The sequence below is a fragment of the Amycolatopsis sp. NPDC051903 genome (genome assembly GCF_044452505.1).
In the GTDB taxonomy this organism is placed as follows: Bacteria; Actinomycetota; Actinomycetes; order Mycobacteriales; family Pseudonocardiaceae; genus Amycolatopsis.
Genome location: NZ_JBITBT010000005.1, coordinates 64,064 through 77,293, shown reverse-complemented (window position 1 = coordinate 77,293; position 13,230 = coordinate 64,064). Strand labels below are relative to the sequence as shown.

At 71.0% G+C, this 13,230-nt stretch carries 14 protein-coding genes and 1 riboswitch; of the genes, 9 read left to right on the top strand and 5 right to left on the bottom strand.

Annotated elements, in window-relative coordinates; all coding sequences use genetic code 11:
• The first annotated feature begins 91 nt into the window (after window positions 1-91).
• From ACIA77_RS14255 to ACIA77_RS14245, 3 genes are all read left to right on the top strand, one after another.
• Window positions 92-805, top strand: a complete 714-nt coding sequence (locus tag ACIA77_RS14255) for a phosphatidylserine decarboxylase (RefSeq protein WP_395886295.1) — start codon at window positions 92-94, stop codon at window positions 803-805.
• Between the two features lie 2 nt (window positions 806-807).
• Window positions 808-1,812 (top strand): CDP-diacylglycerol--serine O-phosphatidyltransferase, encoded by a 1,005-nt coding sequence (gene pssA / locus ACIA77_RS14250; protein WP_395886294.1) that lies wholly within the window; start codon window positions 808-810, stop codon window positions 1,810-1,812.
• A 98-nt stretch (window positions 1,813-1,910) separates the two neighbouring features.
• Window positions 1,911-4,193: an AAA family ATPase gene (locus tag ACIA77_RS14245; protein WP_395886293.1), complete on the top strand. Its 2,283-nt coding sequence runs from the start codon at window positions 1,911-1,913 to the stop codon at window positions 4,191-4,193.
• A gap of 84 nt (window positions 4,194-4,277) precedes the next feature.
• Here ACIA77_RS14245 and ACIA77_RS14240 read toward each other — a convergent pair whose 3' ends face one another.
• Both ACIA77_RS14240 and ACIA77_RS14235 read right to left on the bottom strand, forming a co-directional pair.
• A complete protein-coding gene (locus tag ACIA77_RS14240) occupies window positions 4,278-4,961 on the bottom strand; it encodes a LytR C-terminal domain-containing protein (protein WP_395886292.1) in 684 nt (227 codons plus the stop codon).
• Window positions 4,958-5,266, bottom strand: coding sequence for a DUF3263 domain-containing protein (locus ACIA77_RS14235; RefSeq protein ID WP_395886291.1), 309 nt, complete (start codon window positions 5,264-5,266; stop codon window positions 4,958-4,960). The genes ACIA77_RS14240 and ACIA77_RS14235 overlap by 4 nt, the downstream gene beginning before the upstream one ends.
• Before the next feature lie 137 nt (window positions 5,267-5,403).
• Between ACIA77_RS14235 and ACIA77_RS14230 the strand changes: the two genes are divergently transcribed.
• The 4 genes from ACIA77_RS14230 to ACIA77_RS14215 all read left to right on the top strand — a co-directional run bounded on the left by ACIA77_RS14230 (window position 5,404) and on the right by ACIA77_RS14215 (window position 9,241).
• Window positions 5,404-5,973 carry a peptide deformylase gene (locus ACIA77_RS14230; RefSeq protein WP_395886290.1) on the top strand — a complete coding sequence of 190 codons (570 nt, stop codon included), beginning with the start codon at window positions 5,404-5,406 and terminating at the stop codon, window positions 5,971-5,973.
• 413 nt (window positions 5,974-6,386) lie between these two features.
• A riboswitch (TPP riboswitch) is annotated at window positions 6,387-6,518 on the top strand.
• Complete coding sequence (gene thiC, locus ACIA77_RS14225; RefSeq protein ID WP_395886289.1) at window positions 6,512-8,155, top strand: phosphomethylpyrimidine synthase ThiC; 1,644 nt, start codon at window positions 6,512-6,514, stop codon at window positions 8,153-8,155. (Overlaps the previous riboswitch by 7 nt.)
• A gap of 37 nt (window positions 8,156-8,192) precedes the next feature.
• Window positions 8,193-9,011, top strand: a complete 819-nt coding sequence (thiD, locus tag ACIA77_RS14220; protein ID WP_395886288.1) for a bifunctional hydroxymethylpyrimidine kinase/phosphomethylpyrimidine kinase — start codon at window positions 8,193-8,195, stop codon at window positions 9,009-9,011.
• A gap of 17 nt (window positions 9,012-9,028) precedes the next feature.
• A complete protein-coding gene (locus ACIA77_RS14215; protein WP_395886287.1) occupies window positions 9,029-9,241 on the top strand; it encodes a hypothetical protein in 213 nt (70 codons plus the stop codon).
• A 45-nt stretch (window positions 9,242-9,286) separates the two neighbouring features.
• On the opposite strand, the gene ACIA77_RS14210 is transcribed toward ACIA77_RS14215, so the two are convergent.
• A complete protein-coding gene (locus ACIA77_RS14210; protein ID WP_395886286.1) occupies window positions 9,287-9,682 on the bottom strand; it encodes a winged helix-turn-helix transcriptional regulator in 396 nt (131 codons plus the stop codon).
• Window positions 9,683-9,777: 95 nt separating this feature from the next.
• Between ACIA77_RS14210 and ACIA77_RS14205 the strand changes: the two genes are divergently transcribed.
• Window positions 9,778-10,701 (top strand): NADP-dependent oxidoreductase, encoded by a 924-nt coding sequence (locus tag ACIA77_RS14205; RefSeq protein ID WP_395886285.1) that lies wholly within the window; start codon window positions 9,778-9,780, stop codon window positions 10,699-10,701.
• A 65-nt stretch (window positions 10,702-10,766) separates the two neighbouring features.
• Here the strand turns inward: ACIA77_RS14205 and ACIA77_RS14200 are convergent, their stop codons facing one another.
• Complete coding sequence (locus tag ACIA77_RS14200) at window positions 10,767-11,786, bottom strand: phosphatidylinositol-specific phospholipase C domain-containing protein (RefSeq protein WP_395886283.1); 1,020 nt, start codon at window positions 11,784-11,786, stop codon at window positions 10,767-10,769.
• Window positions 11,787-11,901: 115 nt separating this feature from the next.
• Here ACIA77_RS14200 and thiD (ACIA77_RS14195) point away from each other — a divergent pair, with 115 nt between their 5' ends.
• Window positions 11,902-12,735: a bifunctional hydroxymethylpyrimidine kinase/phosphomethylpyrimidine kinase gene (thiD, locus tag ACIA77_RS14195; protein WP_395886282.1), complete on the top strand. Its 834-nt coding sequence runs from the start codon at window positions 11,902-11,904 to the stop codon at window positions 12,733-12,735.
• Here thiD (ACIA77_RS14195) and ACIA77_RS14190 read toward each other — a convergent pair.
• A complete protein-coding gene (locus ACIA77_RS14190; RefSeq protein WP_395886281.1) occupies window positions 12,732-13,223 on the bottom strand; it encodes a hypothetical protein in 492 nt (163 codons plus the stop codon). The genes thiD (ACIA77_RS14195) and ACIA77_RS14190 overlap by 4 nt on opposite strands.
• Between the last annotated feature and the right edge of the window lie 7 nt (window positions 13,224-13,230).

The following is a 13,230-nucleotide window of genomic DNA, read 5'->3' as shown; positions in this document are numbered from 1 at the left end:
GCCCGCCGACGGGCGGTAGCGTGGTGACGCCCAAATCGGACGTGAAACCGTCCCCTCCCTCCGATCGCAACGAAACGCGGGGAACCGACCCATGAGCGGCAAGCCCACCGGCAATCCCCTCACGCACGCAGTGCAGCTCGCGCGGGAGACCATCCCGCCGATGCACCCCGCCGGACGTCCGTTCGTCCTCGGCGGCCTGGCGGCGACGCTGGTGCTGCGCCGGTTCTCCAAGCGCCTCGGCGTGGTGGGCGCGCTCGCGACGGCGGCGACCGCCGCGTTCTTCCGCGAGCCCCAGCGCGTGGCGCCGGAGCGGCCGAACATCGCCGTGGCGTCGGCCGACGGGCTGGTGTCCCTCATCGAGGAGGCCGTGCCGCCGGCGGAGCTGGGGCTGCCCGCCGAGCCGCGCCTGCGCGTGAGCGTGTTCCTGTCGGTGTTCGACGTGCACGTCCAGCGGATCCCGGCGCCGGGCGTCGTCGAGAAGGTGGCCTACCGGCCCGGCAAGTTCCTCTCCGCGGACCTGGACAAGGCGAGCGAGGACAACGAGCGCAACTCCGTGCTCATTCGCACCGTCGACGGCCACGAGCTCGTCGTCGTGCAGATCGCCGGCCTCGTCGCGCGGCGCATCGTCTGCGAGATCCGCGAGGGCGACAAGGTGGCCGCCGGTGCCACCTACGGCCTCATCCGGTTCGGCTCCCGTGTCGACCTCTACCTGCCGCCCGGCAGCCGCGTGCTCGTCTCCAAGGGCCAGCGCACGGTCGGCGGCGAGACGGTGCTCGCCGAACTCCCGGCACTGGGAGAAGGCTGATCATGGTCCGCGTGACCACCCCGGGCATCCGGCTGCTGCCGAACGCCATCACCGTGCTCGCGCTGTGCGCCGGCCTCTCGGCCGTGCAGTTCGCGCTCACGAACAACTACGCGATGGCCATCGCGTCGATCGGCATCGCGGCCGTGCTCGACAGCCTCGACGGCCGCATCGCCCGCCTGCTGGACGCGACGTCGAGAATGGGCGCCGAGCTCGATTCCCTCTCCGACGGCATCTCGTTCGGCGTGGCGCCCGCGCTGGTCCTGTACGTGTGGCAGTCGCACGGCGACCGGATCGGCTGGGTCGCGTCGCTGATCTTCGCCGTCTGCATGATCCTGCGGCTCGCGCGCTTCAACACGCTGCTCGACGACACCGACCAGCCCCCGTACGCCGCGGAGTTCTTCGTCGGCGTCCCCGCCCCGGCGGGGGGCCTGGTCGCGCTGCTGCCGCTCATCGCCACGCTCCAGTGGGGTGAGGGCTGGTGGTCCGAGCAGTACGTGGTGATCGTCTGGACGATCGCCATCGCCGCGCTGCTGATCAGCCGCATCCCGACGCTGTCGCTGAAGACGGTCAAGGCCCCCGCCAAGGCCATCGCCCCGCTGCTGGTCGGCGTCGGCCTCCTGGCGGCGGCGATCATCCAGTTCCCGCTGGTCGCGCTGGCGATCGCACTCGTGCTGTACCTGCTGCACATCCCGTACTCGGTCTACCGGCACCGCTGGCTGGCCGCGCACCCGGAGGCGTGGACGGTGCCGCCGCGCGAGCGCCGCGCCATCCGCCGGGCCCGCTCCCAGCGCCGGCTGCGGCTGCGGCCGGCCTCGCGCCGTGTCGCGGGCGCCATGCGCGCCGTGCGGTTGCCGCGCAACGGGTCGGATTTCGTGCGCGTGACGCGCGCGCTGCGGGACCGGGACCGGGGTACCACCGGCACGGTCGGCGGGGCGAGCGGCAACGGCACGTCGGGCCCCGGGCAGCGCCGGCGGTCGTGGCGGCGGATCGGCATCCGCCGGCGCTAACCGGAACCGGTGTGGTTCGCGCCTGGAGTTCCCCCGGCCGGTGAGCGACATCCGTCGTTCGGCCCCTGGGGTGGCCTCGCGTCGCTAGGGTGAACGACGTGAGCGATCCGCAGATCACGCTGACCGTCCGGCACACACCGTCCGCGCTGGATTCGCGGCGGGGGGTTGTGCGGTTGCACCCGGAGGTGCTCGACGCGCTCGGGCTGAGGCCCTGGGACGCCGTGCACCTCACCGGCGCGCGCCGCAGCGCCGCGCTGGCCGCGCCGGCCGAAGAAGAGGGCACTCCCGGCGTCGTGCTGGTCGACGACGTCACCCTGTCGAACCTGGGCGTCTCCGAGGGCGGCGAGGTCGTGGTGGCGCCGGCCGCCGTGGCGGCCGCCAGGACGGTGACGGTCGCCGGCTCGAGGCTGGCCAGCGTCTCCGTGCCGCCGCAGACGCTGCGGCTGGCGCTGACCGGCAAGGTGCTCACGCGCGGCGACGCGGTGTCGCTGCTGCCGCAGGACCTGGCGCCGGCGCCGGGGTCCGACGTCGCGGCCGTGCGGGGGCAGCTCTCGCGCGTGATCGGCGCGACGTGGACCAACGAACTGCTCACCGTCACCGCGACCGAGCCCGCGGATGCCGTCGTGGTCGGACCGTCCACAGTGGTCAGCTGGCGCGACGGCGCGCGCACGGGCGAGCCGGCCGGCGACCCGACGCCCGTCCGCAGCGCCACCGCCCTCGTGCGCAGGACCGCCGTCACGGCGGCCGAGGACTACCTGGACGCGGAGATCGTGGAGGAGCCCGAAGAGCAGGAGCTGGCGGAAGCGGTCCCGCCGGTCACCGACCTCGTCGGCGCGGAGGGTGCCGCCCGCAAGCTCGCCGAGTGGTTCGACTTGGCGTTCCACCGGCCGGACCTGCTCGAACGGCTCGGCACGTCGGCGCACCTGGGCGTGCTGCTGTCGGGCCCCGAAGGCGTCGGCAAGGCGACGCTGGTGCGGTCCGTCGCGCAGGCCGAGAAGGTGCGAGTGGTGTCGCTGACCGCGCCGAACATCGCTGTGCTGGAACCCGGCGCCGTGCACGCGCGGCTGCGTGAGGCCATCGGCCACGCCGCCGACGGTGCGGGGCCCGGCGTGCTGCTGATCAACGACGTCGACGCGCTCCTGCCGGCCAGCCAGCCGCCGCCGGTGGCGACCGTCGTGCTGGAGGAGCTGCGCGCGGCGATGCGGCGCGACGGCATGGCCGTGGTGGCGACGACGCAGCGCGCCGAGTCCGTCGACCCGCGGCTGCGCGCCGCCGACCTGCTCGACCGCGAGCTCGGCCTGCCGCTGCCCGACGCGAAGACTCGGGTGGAGCTGCTGCGGATCCTGCTGCGCGACGTGCCCGTCGAACCGGGCGCCGACCTGGGCGTGCTCGCCGAAAAGACACCGGGGTTCGTGGCCGCCGACCTCATCGCGCTGCGCCGCGACGCCGCGCTGCGCGCCGCCTTGCGCCAGCGTGACGTCGAGGAGCCGCGCATCTCGCAGCAGGACCTGCTCGACGCGCTGGCCACCGTCCGGCCGATCTCCCTGTCCACTTCGGACAACCTCGCCACGGGCGGGCTCACGCTCGAGGACGTCGGCAACATGGTCGACGTCAAGCAGGCCCTCACCGAGACGGTGCTGTGGCCGCTGCGCTACCCCGACTCGTTCGCCCGGCTCGGCATCGACCCGCCGCGCGGCGTGCTGCTCTACGGCCCGCCCGGCGGCGGCAAGACGTTCCTGGTCCGGGCGCTGGCGGGCACGGGCGCGCTCAACGTGTTCGCGATCAAGGGCGCCGAGCTGCTGGACAAGTGGGTCGGCGAGTCCGAGCGGGCGGTGCGGGACCTGTTCCGGCGAGCCGCCGACGCGGCGCCGTCGCTGATCTTCCTGGACGAGATCGACGCGCTGGCGCCGCGGCGCGGCCAGTCGTCCGACTCCGGCGTGGCCGACCGCGTGGTCGCGGCCCTGCTGACCGAGCTCGACGGTGTGGAGCCGATGCGTGAGGTCGTGGTGCTGGGCGCCACGAACCGGCCCGAGCTCGTCGACCCGGCCCTGCTGCGGCCGGGCCGCCTGGAGCGCCGCATCTACGTGCCGCCGCCCGACGCCGAGTCCCGGGCGGCCATCCTCAAGGCGGCGTCGAAGAACACCCCGCTGGCGTCCGATGTGGATCTGGCGGCCCTCGCGTCCACCCTGGACGGTTATTCCGCCGCCGACTGCGCCGCTCTCATCCGCGAAGCGGCCCTGACGGCGATGCGGGAATCGCTCGACGCGCGCGAGGTCACGGCCGCCCACCTGGCGAAAGCCCGGGAAACCGTGCGGCCTTCATTGGACCCCGCTCAGCTGGCCACGTTGGAGGCTTACGCGCAGGCGCAGCAGGAACGCTGACCGATCGCTCGCCGGGCACGTTCGCGGGTCCGGCGAAAACGAAGGACCCGCCTCGGGAGGCAGCGGGTCCTTCGTTTTAGCTGGTCAGCTGCCCTTGTGGCCGCTCTGGTAGTCCTTCGTGATGATCACGATGACGCCCGGGCTCGAGTTCTGGATGCCTTCGAACCGCGGCTCGGCCACGAAGCCGAACTCGGCGGCCAGCTGCTTCGCGGCGGCTTCCTCGTCGGTGCCGGGGCGGAAGTAGGCCGTGGTGCGCGGGATCACGCCCTGGGAGTAGTTGCCGACCTCGGCGACGTTCCAGCCCGCGGCGCGGAAGTCGCTCGCGGCCTGCTCGGCGAGGTGCTGGACGAGGGAGTTGTTGTAGACGCGCAGGGTGACCCACTTGTTGGACGCCTGCTGGTCGCCCGGCTGCCCCGGCTGACCGCCCGGCTGTCCTGGCTGGCCGGGCTGGCCCGGCTGCCCGGATTGCCCCGGCTGTCCGCTCGGCTGGCCCGGTTGACCCGGCTGACCGGACGCGCTGCCCGGTGCGGACGACGGCGCCGAGGACGCGGCCGACGACGAGGGTGGCGTCGCGGGTGACGACGAACCCGGAGCCGGCGACGACGCCGAAGGGCTGCCCGAACTGCTGGTGGGCCCGGCGGTGTTGTTGTTCGAGCCGCCGCCCGACAGCGCGGTGACGCCGCCGATGATCGCGGCGATCACGGCGACCCCGATGAGCGCGACGCCCGCGGCCCGCATGGGCCGGGACAGTCCCGAGAAGAAGCTCATGACAGTTCGATCCCCAGCCGCCGGGCGCCGCGCTTGCGCTGCCGGGCGGCGCGCGTCTTGCGCAGCCGCTTCACCAGCATCGGGTCGGCCGCCACGGCCTCAGGCTTGTCCAGCAGTGTGTTCAGCAGCTGGTAATAACGGGTCGAGGACAGCGAGAAGCGTTCCCGGATGGCGTTCTCCTTGGCACCGGCGTGCCGCCACCACTGGCGCTCGAACGCGAGGATTTCCAGCTCTCGCTCGGTCAGGCCACCCGTAGTTTCCGGCGGCGACGGCTGATCACCAGCCATCGACTCCGCGGCGTCCATGCGGTCCTCGCAATCGCTTCGGCTGTCCTTCCGCGGGCGTCATTGAACCACGGAACCCACGCTCGACATGGGCATCCGGCGCGGCGCGTCACGGTCCGATCCAGGTGGATGCGCGGGTCCGACTAAACTCGCTGCTCGTGACCGTCCACCCCATCCGCATCGCCGGCGATCCCGTGCTGCACCAGCCGACCCGTGAGATCACGGAGTTCGACGACGAGCTGCGCACGCTCACCGAGGACATGTTCGAGACGATGTACGCGGCCGAGGGCGTGGGCCTCGCGGCCAACCAGGTCGGCCTCGACCTGCGCCTGTTCGTCTACGACTGCCCCGACGACGAGGGCGTCGAGCACCGCGGCGTGGTGGTGAACCCGAAGCTGGAGACCTCCGAGATCCCCGAAACGATGCCCGACCCGGACGACGACTGGGAGGGCTGCCTGTCGGTCCCCGGCGAGTCGTACCCGACCGGGCGGGCGTCCTGGGCCCGCGTGACGGGTTTCGACGTGTCCGGCGAGCCGATCACCGTCGAGGGCACGGGCTACTTCGCCCGGTGCCTCCAGCACGAGACCGACCACCTCGACGGGCACCTGTACCTGGACCGCCTCGTGGGCCGGCACGCGCGCGCGGCGAAGAAGATGCTGAAGAAGAACAAGTGGGGTGTGCCGGGGCTGAGCTGGCTGCCCCCGAAGGAGGAATCCGCGGAGGCCTGAGCGCCTCCGGTTTCCCGCGGAGTCTCCTCGCCCGGTGGGCGGGGAGACTCTTTTGCGTTGCCGGGCGGTTTCCGCTGACCGTCCCGGGGCACCGGAGAATTGCCGAGGGGGCGGGAAATCGCGGCGTCGCCGTTCTCGGCGTCGCGGAGGAAGTGCGGTGCGGGTGCCCGCGGTCCATTCGCCGGAACGGTTCGGCGGGGCAGATCCGGCGGAGCCAGGCTCGCGCTGGAACCGCACTCGCCCACACGAGTCGGGTGAGCAGGACTTCCCGCACGAGAAACCCCCAAAGCCGCGAATCGAAGCGCCCTCGTGAACCCCTGTCGGCCGCCTGCTCCGATCCGGTGAAGAACACACCGGTCGACAAGTCGCCTTGTGCTCGCGTGATCCGCCGTGGCATGGTCGAGGGACAACCCCATAACCAACGCGGGAGCTCGCGCCATGGCGGGCTGAGAGGGCGGCTGGTGTCTGTCTGAGGACACCCGGTGCCGCCGACCGCATGAACCTGACCGGGTAATGCCGGCGTAGGGAGTGAACGTCGTTGACGACGCTGGAGAACGAGCCCACCATCACGCCTTCCGTGACCACGGGGCCGATCACGGGCTCGCGCAAGGTCTACCACCCCACCGAATCCGGCCTCCGGGTCCCGGCGCGGCGGATCGACCTGACGAACGGTGACCACTTCGACGTGTACGACACGTCCGGTCCGTACACGGACACCGACGTTACGATCGACGTCCACAGTGGACTTCACCCGCTGCGCGCGGGCTGGGCCGACGGCCGCGCGCACAACACCCAGCTCGGCTGGGCCAAAGCCGGCGTGATCACGCGCGAGATGGAGTTCATCGCCGCGCGCGAGCGGTGCTCGCCGGAGTTCGTGCGAGACGAGGTGGCGCGCGGCCGGGCGGTGATCCCCGTCAACCGCAAGCACCCCGAGACCGAGCCGATGATCATCGGCAAGAAGTTCCTCGTGAAGATCAACGCCAACATGGGCAACTCGGCCGTCTGGTCCTCGGTCGAGGAAGAGGTCGACAAGATGGTGTGGGCCACCCGCTGGGGCGCCGACACCATCATGGACCTCTCCACCGGCAAGCGGATCCACGAGACCCGCGAGTGGATCATCCGCAACTCCCCCGTACCGGTCGGCACCGTGCCGATCTACCAGGCGCTCGAAAAGGTCGACGGGGAGCCGGAAAAGCTGTCGTGGGAGGTCTACCGCGACACCGTGCTGGAGCAGTGCGAGCAGGGCGTGGACTACATGACCGTCCACGCGGGAGTGCTGCTGCGGTACGTGCCGCTGACCGCGCGCCGCGTCACCGGCATCGTCAGCCGCGGCGGGTCGATCATGGCCGCGTGGTGCCTGGCGCACCACCAGGAGTCCTTCCTGTACACGCACTTCGAGGAGCTCTGCGAGATCCTGCGGAAGTACGACGTCACGTTCTCCCTCGGCGACGGCCTCCGGCCCGGCTCGATCGCCGACGCCAACGACCGCGCCCAGTTCGCCGAGCTCGAAACCCTCGGTGAGCTCACGCACATCGCGCGGGAGCACGACGTGCAGGTGATGATCGAAGGCCCCGGCCACGTGCCGATGCACAAGATCAAGGAGAACGTCGAGCTGGAGGAGCAGCTCACCGGCGAGGCGCCGTTCTACACCCTCGGTCCACTCGCGACGGACATCGCGCCCGCCTACGACCACATCACGTCCGCCATCGGCGCGGCGCAGATCGGCTGGTACGGCACGGCGATGCTCTGCTACGTCACGCCGAAGGAGCACCTCGGCCTGCCCAACCGCGACGACGTGAAGACCGGCGTGATCACCTACAAGATCGCCGCGCACTCCGCCGACCTCGCCAAGGGCCACCCGCACGCGCACGAGTGGGACGACGAGCTGTCCAAGGCCCGCTTCGAGTTCCGCTGGACCGACCAGTTCAACCTGGCGCTCGACCCGGACACCGCACGCTCGTTCCACGACGAGACACTGCCCGCGGAGCCGGCGAAGACGGCCCACTTCTGCTCGATGTGCGGGCCGAAGTTCTGCTCGATGCGGATCACGCAGGACGTGCGCAAGTACGCCGAGGAACACGGTCTGTCCACTGTAGAGGCCATCGAGGCCGGCATGGCGGAGAAGTCCGCCGAGTTCGGCGAGCAGGGCAACAAGGTTTACCTGCCCGTCGTGGGTCAGTGACCCGCGGGCAGTAGCACCAGCACAACCGGAGAAAGTCATGACCAGCACTCCCCGAACCGCCCTCACCATCGCCGGATCCGACTCCGGCGGTGGTGCGGGCGTGCAGGCCGACCTGCGCACGTTCTTCGCCAACGGCGTCCACGGGCTCGTCGCACTCACCGCGGTGACCGTGCAGAACTCCCTGGGCGTGCAGGGTTTCACCGAGATCCCGGCCGACGTGGTCACGGCGCAGATCAAGGCCGTCGCCGGCGACATGGGTGTCAACGCGGCCAAAACGGGCATGCTCGCCACCGCCGACATCATCCAGGCGGTGGCGAAGACGCTCGACGAGGTCCGCATCGGACGCGACACGGACACGCCGTTCGTCGTCGACCCGGTGGCGGCCTCGATGACCGGGCACGCGCTGCTGCGTGAGGAAGCGCTCGAGGCCATCCGCACCGAGCTCTTCCCGCGCGCCACGCTGATCACGCCGAACCTCGACGAGGTGCGCCTGCTCACCGGCGTCACGGTCACCGGCGCCGAAACCCAGCGCGCGGCGGCCGACGCGTTGCTGGAGTTCGGTTCGTCGTGGGTGCTCGTGAAGGGCGGGCACCTCTACGAGGCCGAAGACTGCGTGGACCTGCTCACCAACGGCACCGACGTGATCGAGCTCAGCGGACCTCGGATCGCGACGGAGCACACCCACGGCGGCGGCGACACGATGGCCTCGGCGATCACGTCGTCGCTCGCCAAGGGCGCCGACGTGCCGACAGCCGTGGCCGAGGCCAAGCGGTTCATCGAACGCTGCGTCGCGGAGGCCTACCCGCTGGGCGCCGGCGTGGGGCCCGTCTCCCCGTTCTGGCGGCTGGCCGACTGACCGGCCACACTGGACCCGTGACCGACGACGCCGCCGCCCGCGCACTGTGGGCCACCATGCCACTGGACCTGCAGTTCGAGGTCGACAAACTGGTTTCGGACAACCGCCCGGCGCAGGCCCTCAAGGTGATCCGGAAGTGGGGCCTGGACCCCAAACCCGGCATCGCCGAGAGCCGCGCGGTGACCGATTACCGGGCGAGCGTGCTGAAACCGCCACCGCGCTTCACGTGAGTCCGAACTGGATTTTCCGCGCGGTGCGGACGAAATCGCCCGCGCTCACGTGACGGGTTCGAGCGAGCGCGAGTCGTAGCCGCTGCGCGCCTCGCGGATCCGGTCGAAGTTGGACTGCGACCAGCGGCTCAGCGCCACGAGGTGCTCACTCACCTCGGCGCCCATGTCGGTGAGCGCGTACTCGACCGTCGGCGGCGTGGTCGGGAACACCGTGCGGGTCACGAACCCGTCGCGCTCGAGGCTGCGCAGGTCCTGCGTGAGCATCTTCTGGCTGATGCCCCCGACGGCGCGGCGCAGCTCGCCGAACCGGTGCGGCCCGCGGCTGAGCACCCCGAGCACGAGCGCGGTCCACTTGTTCGCGAGCAGGTCGAGCACGTCGCGGCAGGGACAGCTCTTGAGGTAGACGTCCCACGAATGCTGCTGGTCAGCGGTGGTTTCCATCGGGTACCTAGTTTACCGGGAAGTGCCTTCTGGCGAAAAGCGCCGGCTCCCCCGAGCATGGGTGGCGAAGATCCACGACGAAGGAGAGAGCACGGATGCGAGTCGTCACGCAGCAGGAGTTCGGCGGACCGGAGGTGCTGCGGGTCACCGAGGCGCCGCGGCCGGTGCCCGGCCCGACGGAGGTGCTGGTGCGGGTCCACGCCGCCGGCGTCAACCCCGTCGACTGGAAGTCGCGGGCGCACGAGGTGTTCCTGGGCGAGCCGCCCTACACGCTGGGCTGGGACGTGTCCGGAGTGGTCGAAGAGGTGGGCTTCGGCGCCACCGGCGTGCAGGCGGGCGACGAGGTGCTCGGCATGCCGTGGTTCCCGCGCCAGGCCGGTGCCTACGCGGAGTACGTGAAGGCGCCGTCGCGCCAGTTCGTGCACAAGCCGGCGGGGCTCTCGCACGTCGAAGCGGCCGGGCTGCCGCTGGCGGGACTCACGGCGTGGCAAGCGCTCGTGGACGTGGCCGGTGTCCGGAGTGGACAGCGCGTGCTCGTCGACGCGGCCGCCGGCGGCGTCGGGCACCTCGCCGTGCAGATCGCCAAGGCGCGTGGGGCGTACGTGCTCGGCACGGCCAGCACGGCCAAACACGACTTCCTCCGGTCGATCGGCGTGGACGAGCCACTGGACTACCGCGACGAAACCGTCACCGCGTCGGATGTGGACGTCCACTTGGGACTCGTCGGCGAGCGTGGTGACCTGCGCTGGCTGCCCGCGGTGAAGGAAGGCGGGCTGGTGATCAGCGTGCCCGGCGGCGTGGCGCCGTCGGTGCTCGCCGAAGCGGAGAAGCGCGGCGTGCGGACGTCGCCGCTGCTCGTGGAACCGGACCGGATCGGGCTGCTCGGCCTCGTCGAACTGGCCGAGCAGGGGAAGCTGAAGGTCCACGTGGACCGGACGTTCCCGCTCGACGAGGTCGCCAAGGCCCACGAACTGGGCGAGGCCGGCCGGGCGACCGGGAAGATCGTCCTGACTGTGTGACGTGACGCGGCCCCCGGGCGAGCACCCGGGGGCCGTGCACTGTGGACACCGTGCACTGTAGACACTCAGCCGCGGGCGATCACCTGCGGCAGCACCGTGGTCAGGCCGGTCCAGTCGGACGTCACGACGGACGCGTGCTGCTTCGCGAGGTCGGCCACGCGCTGGTTCGCCTGGTCGACGGTCGGGTTGTGGTCGTCGATGGCGGGCGAGACGTTCTGACCGTCGGTCATGATCACGTAGTAGTGGTTGGCGTCGTACCACCACGGGCCGGTCTGCGTGACCCACGTGTTGGCGTCGCCGTCGAAGACCACGAACCACGGCTTGAGGTTCGCCGCGTACTTGTCACGCGGGTCGCCGCCGACGGCGCCGTGCACGGTCGGGAAGATCTGGACGTCACCGAGTTTGCCCGCGTTCTTCTGCGCCAGCAGGTAGTTCACGTACTCGACGTCGGTGTGCAGCGTGTCGGTCGGGTTCTGCTCCTCGACCGTGCCCGGGATGATCTCGGTGAGCACTTTGCCCTGGAGCGCGTCCACGGTGGGCCAGTTGTCCGCTTTGGCAGCGTCGTCGAGCGTCGCGTAGCCGCCCAGGAGGTCAGCCGGCTTGAAGACGGCGCCACCGAGGTGGGCGCGGAACGCGGCGTCGAGTTCGTCCGGGCCGAGGCCGTGGTTGTCGGAGAAGCCCGTTTTCATCTCGAGCTTGAGGGTGAGCGGCGCGTGGCCCGGGTGCGCCGCGAGCCAGATGCGGATGTCGTCGAGGCAGTACTCGAGGTCCTTGTTCGCACCACCCCGGTACAGGTCGGCCGCGGTCGAGGCGGCGACGCAGTTGTTGCTGTTGCCCAACGGGTTCGAGTGGCTCACCTTCCACTCGTGGGTGATGGTGTCGGGCCACACGTCGAGCTCGATCAGCGACGAACCGTTGTCCAGCGCCTGCGCCAGGAACGGGTACGCCGCGGGGTCGTAGGTGTTGTGCACGCCGACCATCGTCACGTGCGAGAGCTTCGGACTGTCCGCGTTCGCCGCGGCCGTCCCCGACAACGTGGTGGCGATCAACGCACCGGCCACCACAACCACGTGAGAGAGCTTCATCCCGTCCCCTTCGCCCACACCGGCAGTGCAACGGCTTTCACACTGTGCCACCGTGGTGGACTGTGGATGAAGCACAGCTGACCAAATGGACTAGACCAGAAGTCGGAAAGCGACCATGACCGAAAACCCGAGCCCCCCGTCGGCGCTGACGATCGCCGGTTCCGACTCCGGCGGCGCCGCCGGGCTGCAGGCCGACCTGCGCGCGTTCCTCACGTGTGGCGTCCACGGGCTCGTCGCCGTGACGGCCGTGACGGTCCAGAACACCCTGGGGGTGCACGACCGCGCGGACATCCCGCCGCACGTCGTGGCCGGCCAGATCGAGGCCGTCGCGTCGGACATGGGGGTGGGCGCGGCGAAAACGGGCATGCTGGCCTCGGCCGAGATCATCCACGCCGTGGCGGCCGCGTGCGACAACGCGGGCATCGGGCGTGATCGCGAAGTGCCGTTCGTCGTCGACCCCGTGGCGGCGTCGATGACCGGGCACCCGCTGTTCGACGCCGAGGGGCTCGTGGCGCTGCGCGAGGAACTCCTACCGCGCGCCACCGTGCTCACCCCGAACCTCGACGAGGTGCGGTTGCTGACCGGCCTGACGGTGACCGACCGCGACGGCATGCACGCCGCGGCCGTCGTGCTGCACCGCCTCGGGCCGAAGTACGTGCTCGTCAAGAGCGGCCACCTCGTCGCCGACCCGGAGTGCGTGGACCTCCTCTTCGACGGCTCGAAGTTCATCGAGCTGCCGGGGCCGCGCTTCCACACCCCGCACACCCACGGCGCCGGCGACACCATGGCGTCCGCGCTGACGGCCGGCCTCGCCAAGGGCATGTCCGTCGAGGACGCGGCCCGCTACGGCAAGTGGTTCGTCTCGCACGCCGTCGAACACTCGTACCCGATGGGCGCGAAGGTCGGCCCGGTGTCGGCCTTCTGGCGGCTGGCGCCAGAGGACCGCTAGGCGACCGCAGCCTCGATCGCCTTCGCGAGTTCAGTCGCGTTCTCGGTGTGGCCGGCGAACGTGAACCGCCGGCCGTCGGTCAGGCGCACGACGCAGCGGAAGTCGAAGGCGAGGGCGTGGCGCGGGCCGGTGACCTCGGAACCCTGAGGATGCACTGTCGCGATCGCGCTCCACGGGATCGCTTCAGCGCCGCGGAGCAGTCCTCGTTCGTGCACCTCGATGACCTCACCGCGGCAACGGGCCCACTTGATCAGTTTGAGCACCGCGACGACCAGGAGGACCACGCCGCCCACGGTCAGCGCACCGGCCAGCGCTTCGGGACGTTCCGAGGAAGTCTCGCCCGGGCCGAACGGGCGGCTGAAGATGCTGACGCTGAGGGGGATGCCGGCGCCGAGCGCGACCACAGCGAGGGCGAGCACGGCGATTCCGGCGACCCGACGCTGGTCGTCGTCGGTCGGGTGGCTGCTGACGAGCGGGCCGAGATCCATGCGGAAG

Excerpts from the sequence above, each read along its gene's own strand:
- thiD (WP_395886282.1), top strand. The coding sequence starts at position 11,902 with ATGACCGAAAACCCGAGCCCCCCGTCGGCGCTGACGATCGCCGGTTCC.
- ACIA77_RS14235 (WP_395886291.1), bottom strand. The coding sequence starts at position 5,266 with ATGGACGCCGCGGAGTCGATGGCTGGTGATCAGCCGTCGCCGCCGGAA.
- ACIA77_RS14210 (WP_395886286.1), bottom strand. The coding sequence starts at position 9,682 with ATGGAAACCACCGCTGACCAGCAGCATTCGTGGGACGTCTACCTCAAG.
- ACIA77_RS14255 (WP_395886295.1), top strand. The coding sequence starts at position 92 with ATGAGCGGCAAGCCCACCGGCAATCCCCTCACGCACGCAGTGCAGCTC.
- pssA (WP_395886294.1), top strand. The coding sequence starts at position 808 with ATGGTCCGCGTGACCACCCCGGGCATCCGGCTGCTGCCGAACGCCATC.
- ACIA77_RS14200 (WP_395886283.1), bottom strand. The coding sequence starts at position 11,786 with ATGAAGCTCTCTCACGTGGTTGTGGTGGCCGGTGCGTTGATCGCCACC.
- ACIA77_RS14240 (WP_395886292.1), bottom strand. The coding sequence starts at position 4,961 with ATGAGCTTCTTCTCGGGACTGTCCCGGCCCATGCGGGCCGCGGGCGTC.
- ACIA77_RS14190 (WP_395886281.1), bottom strand. The coding sequence starts at position 13,223 with ATGGATCTCGGCCCGCTCGTCAGCAGCCACCCGACCGACGACGACCAG.
- thiD (WP_395886288.1), top strand. The coding sequence starts at position 8,193 with ATGACCAGCACTCCCCGAACCGCCCTCACCATCGCCGGATCCGACTCC.
- ACIA77_RS14205 (WP_395886285.1), top strand. The coding sequence starts at position 9,778 with ATGCGAGTCGTCACGCAGCAGGAGTTCGGCGGACCGGAGGTGCTGCGG.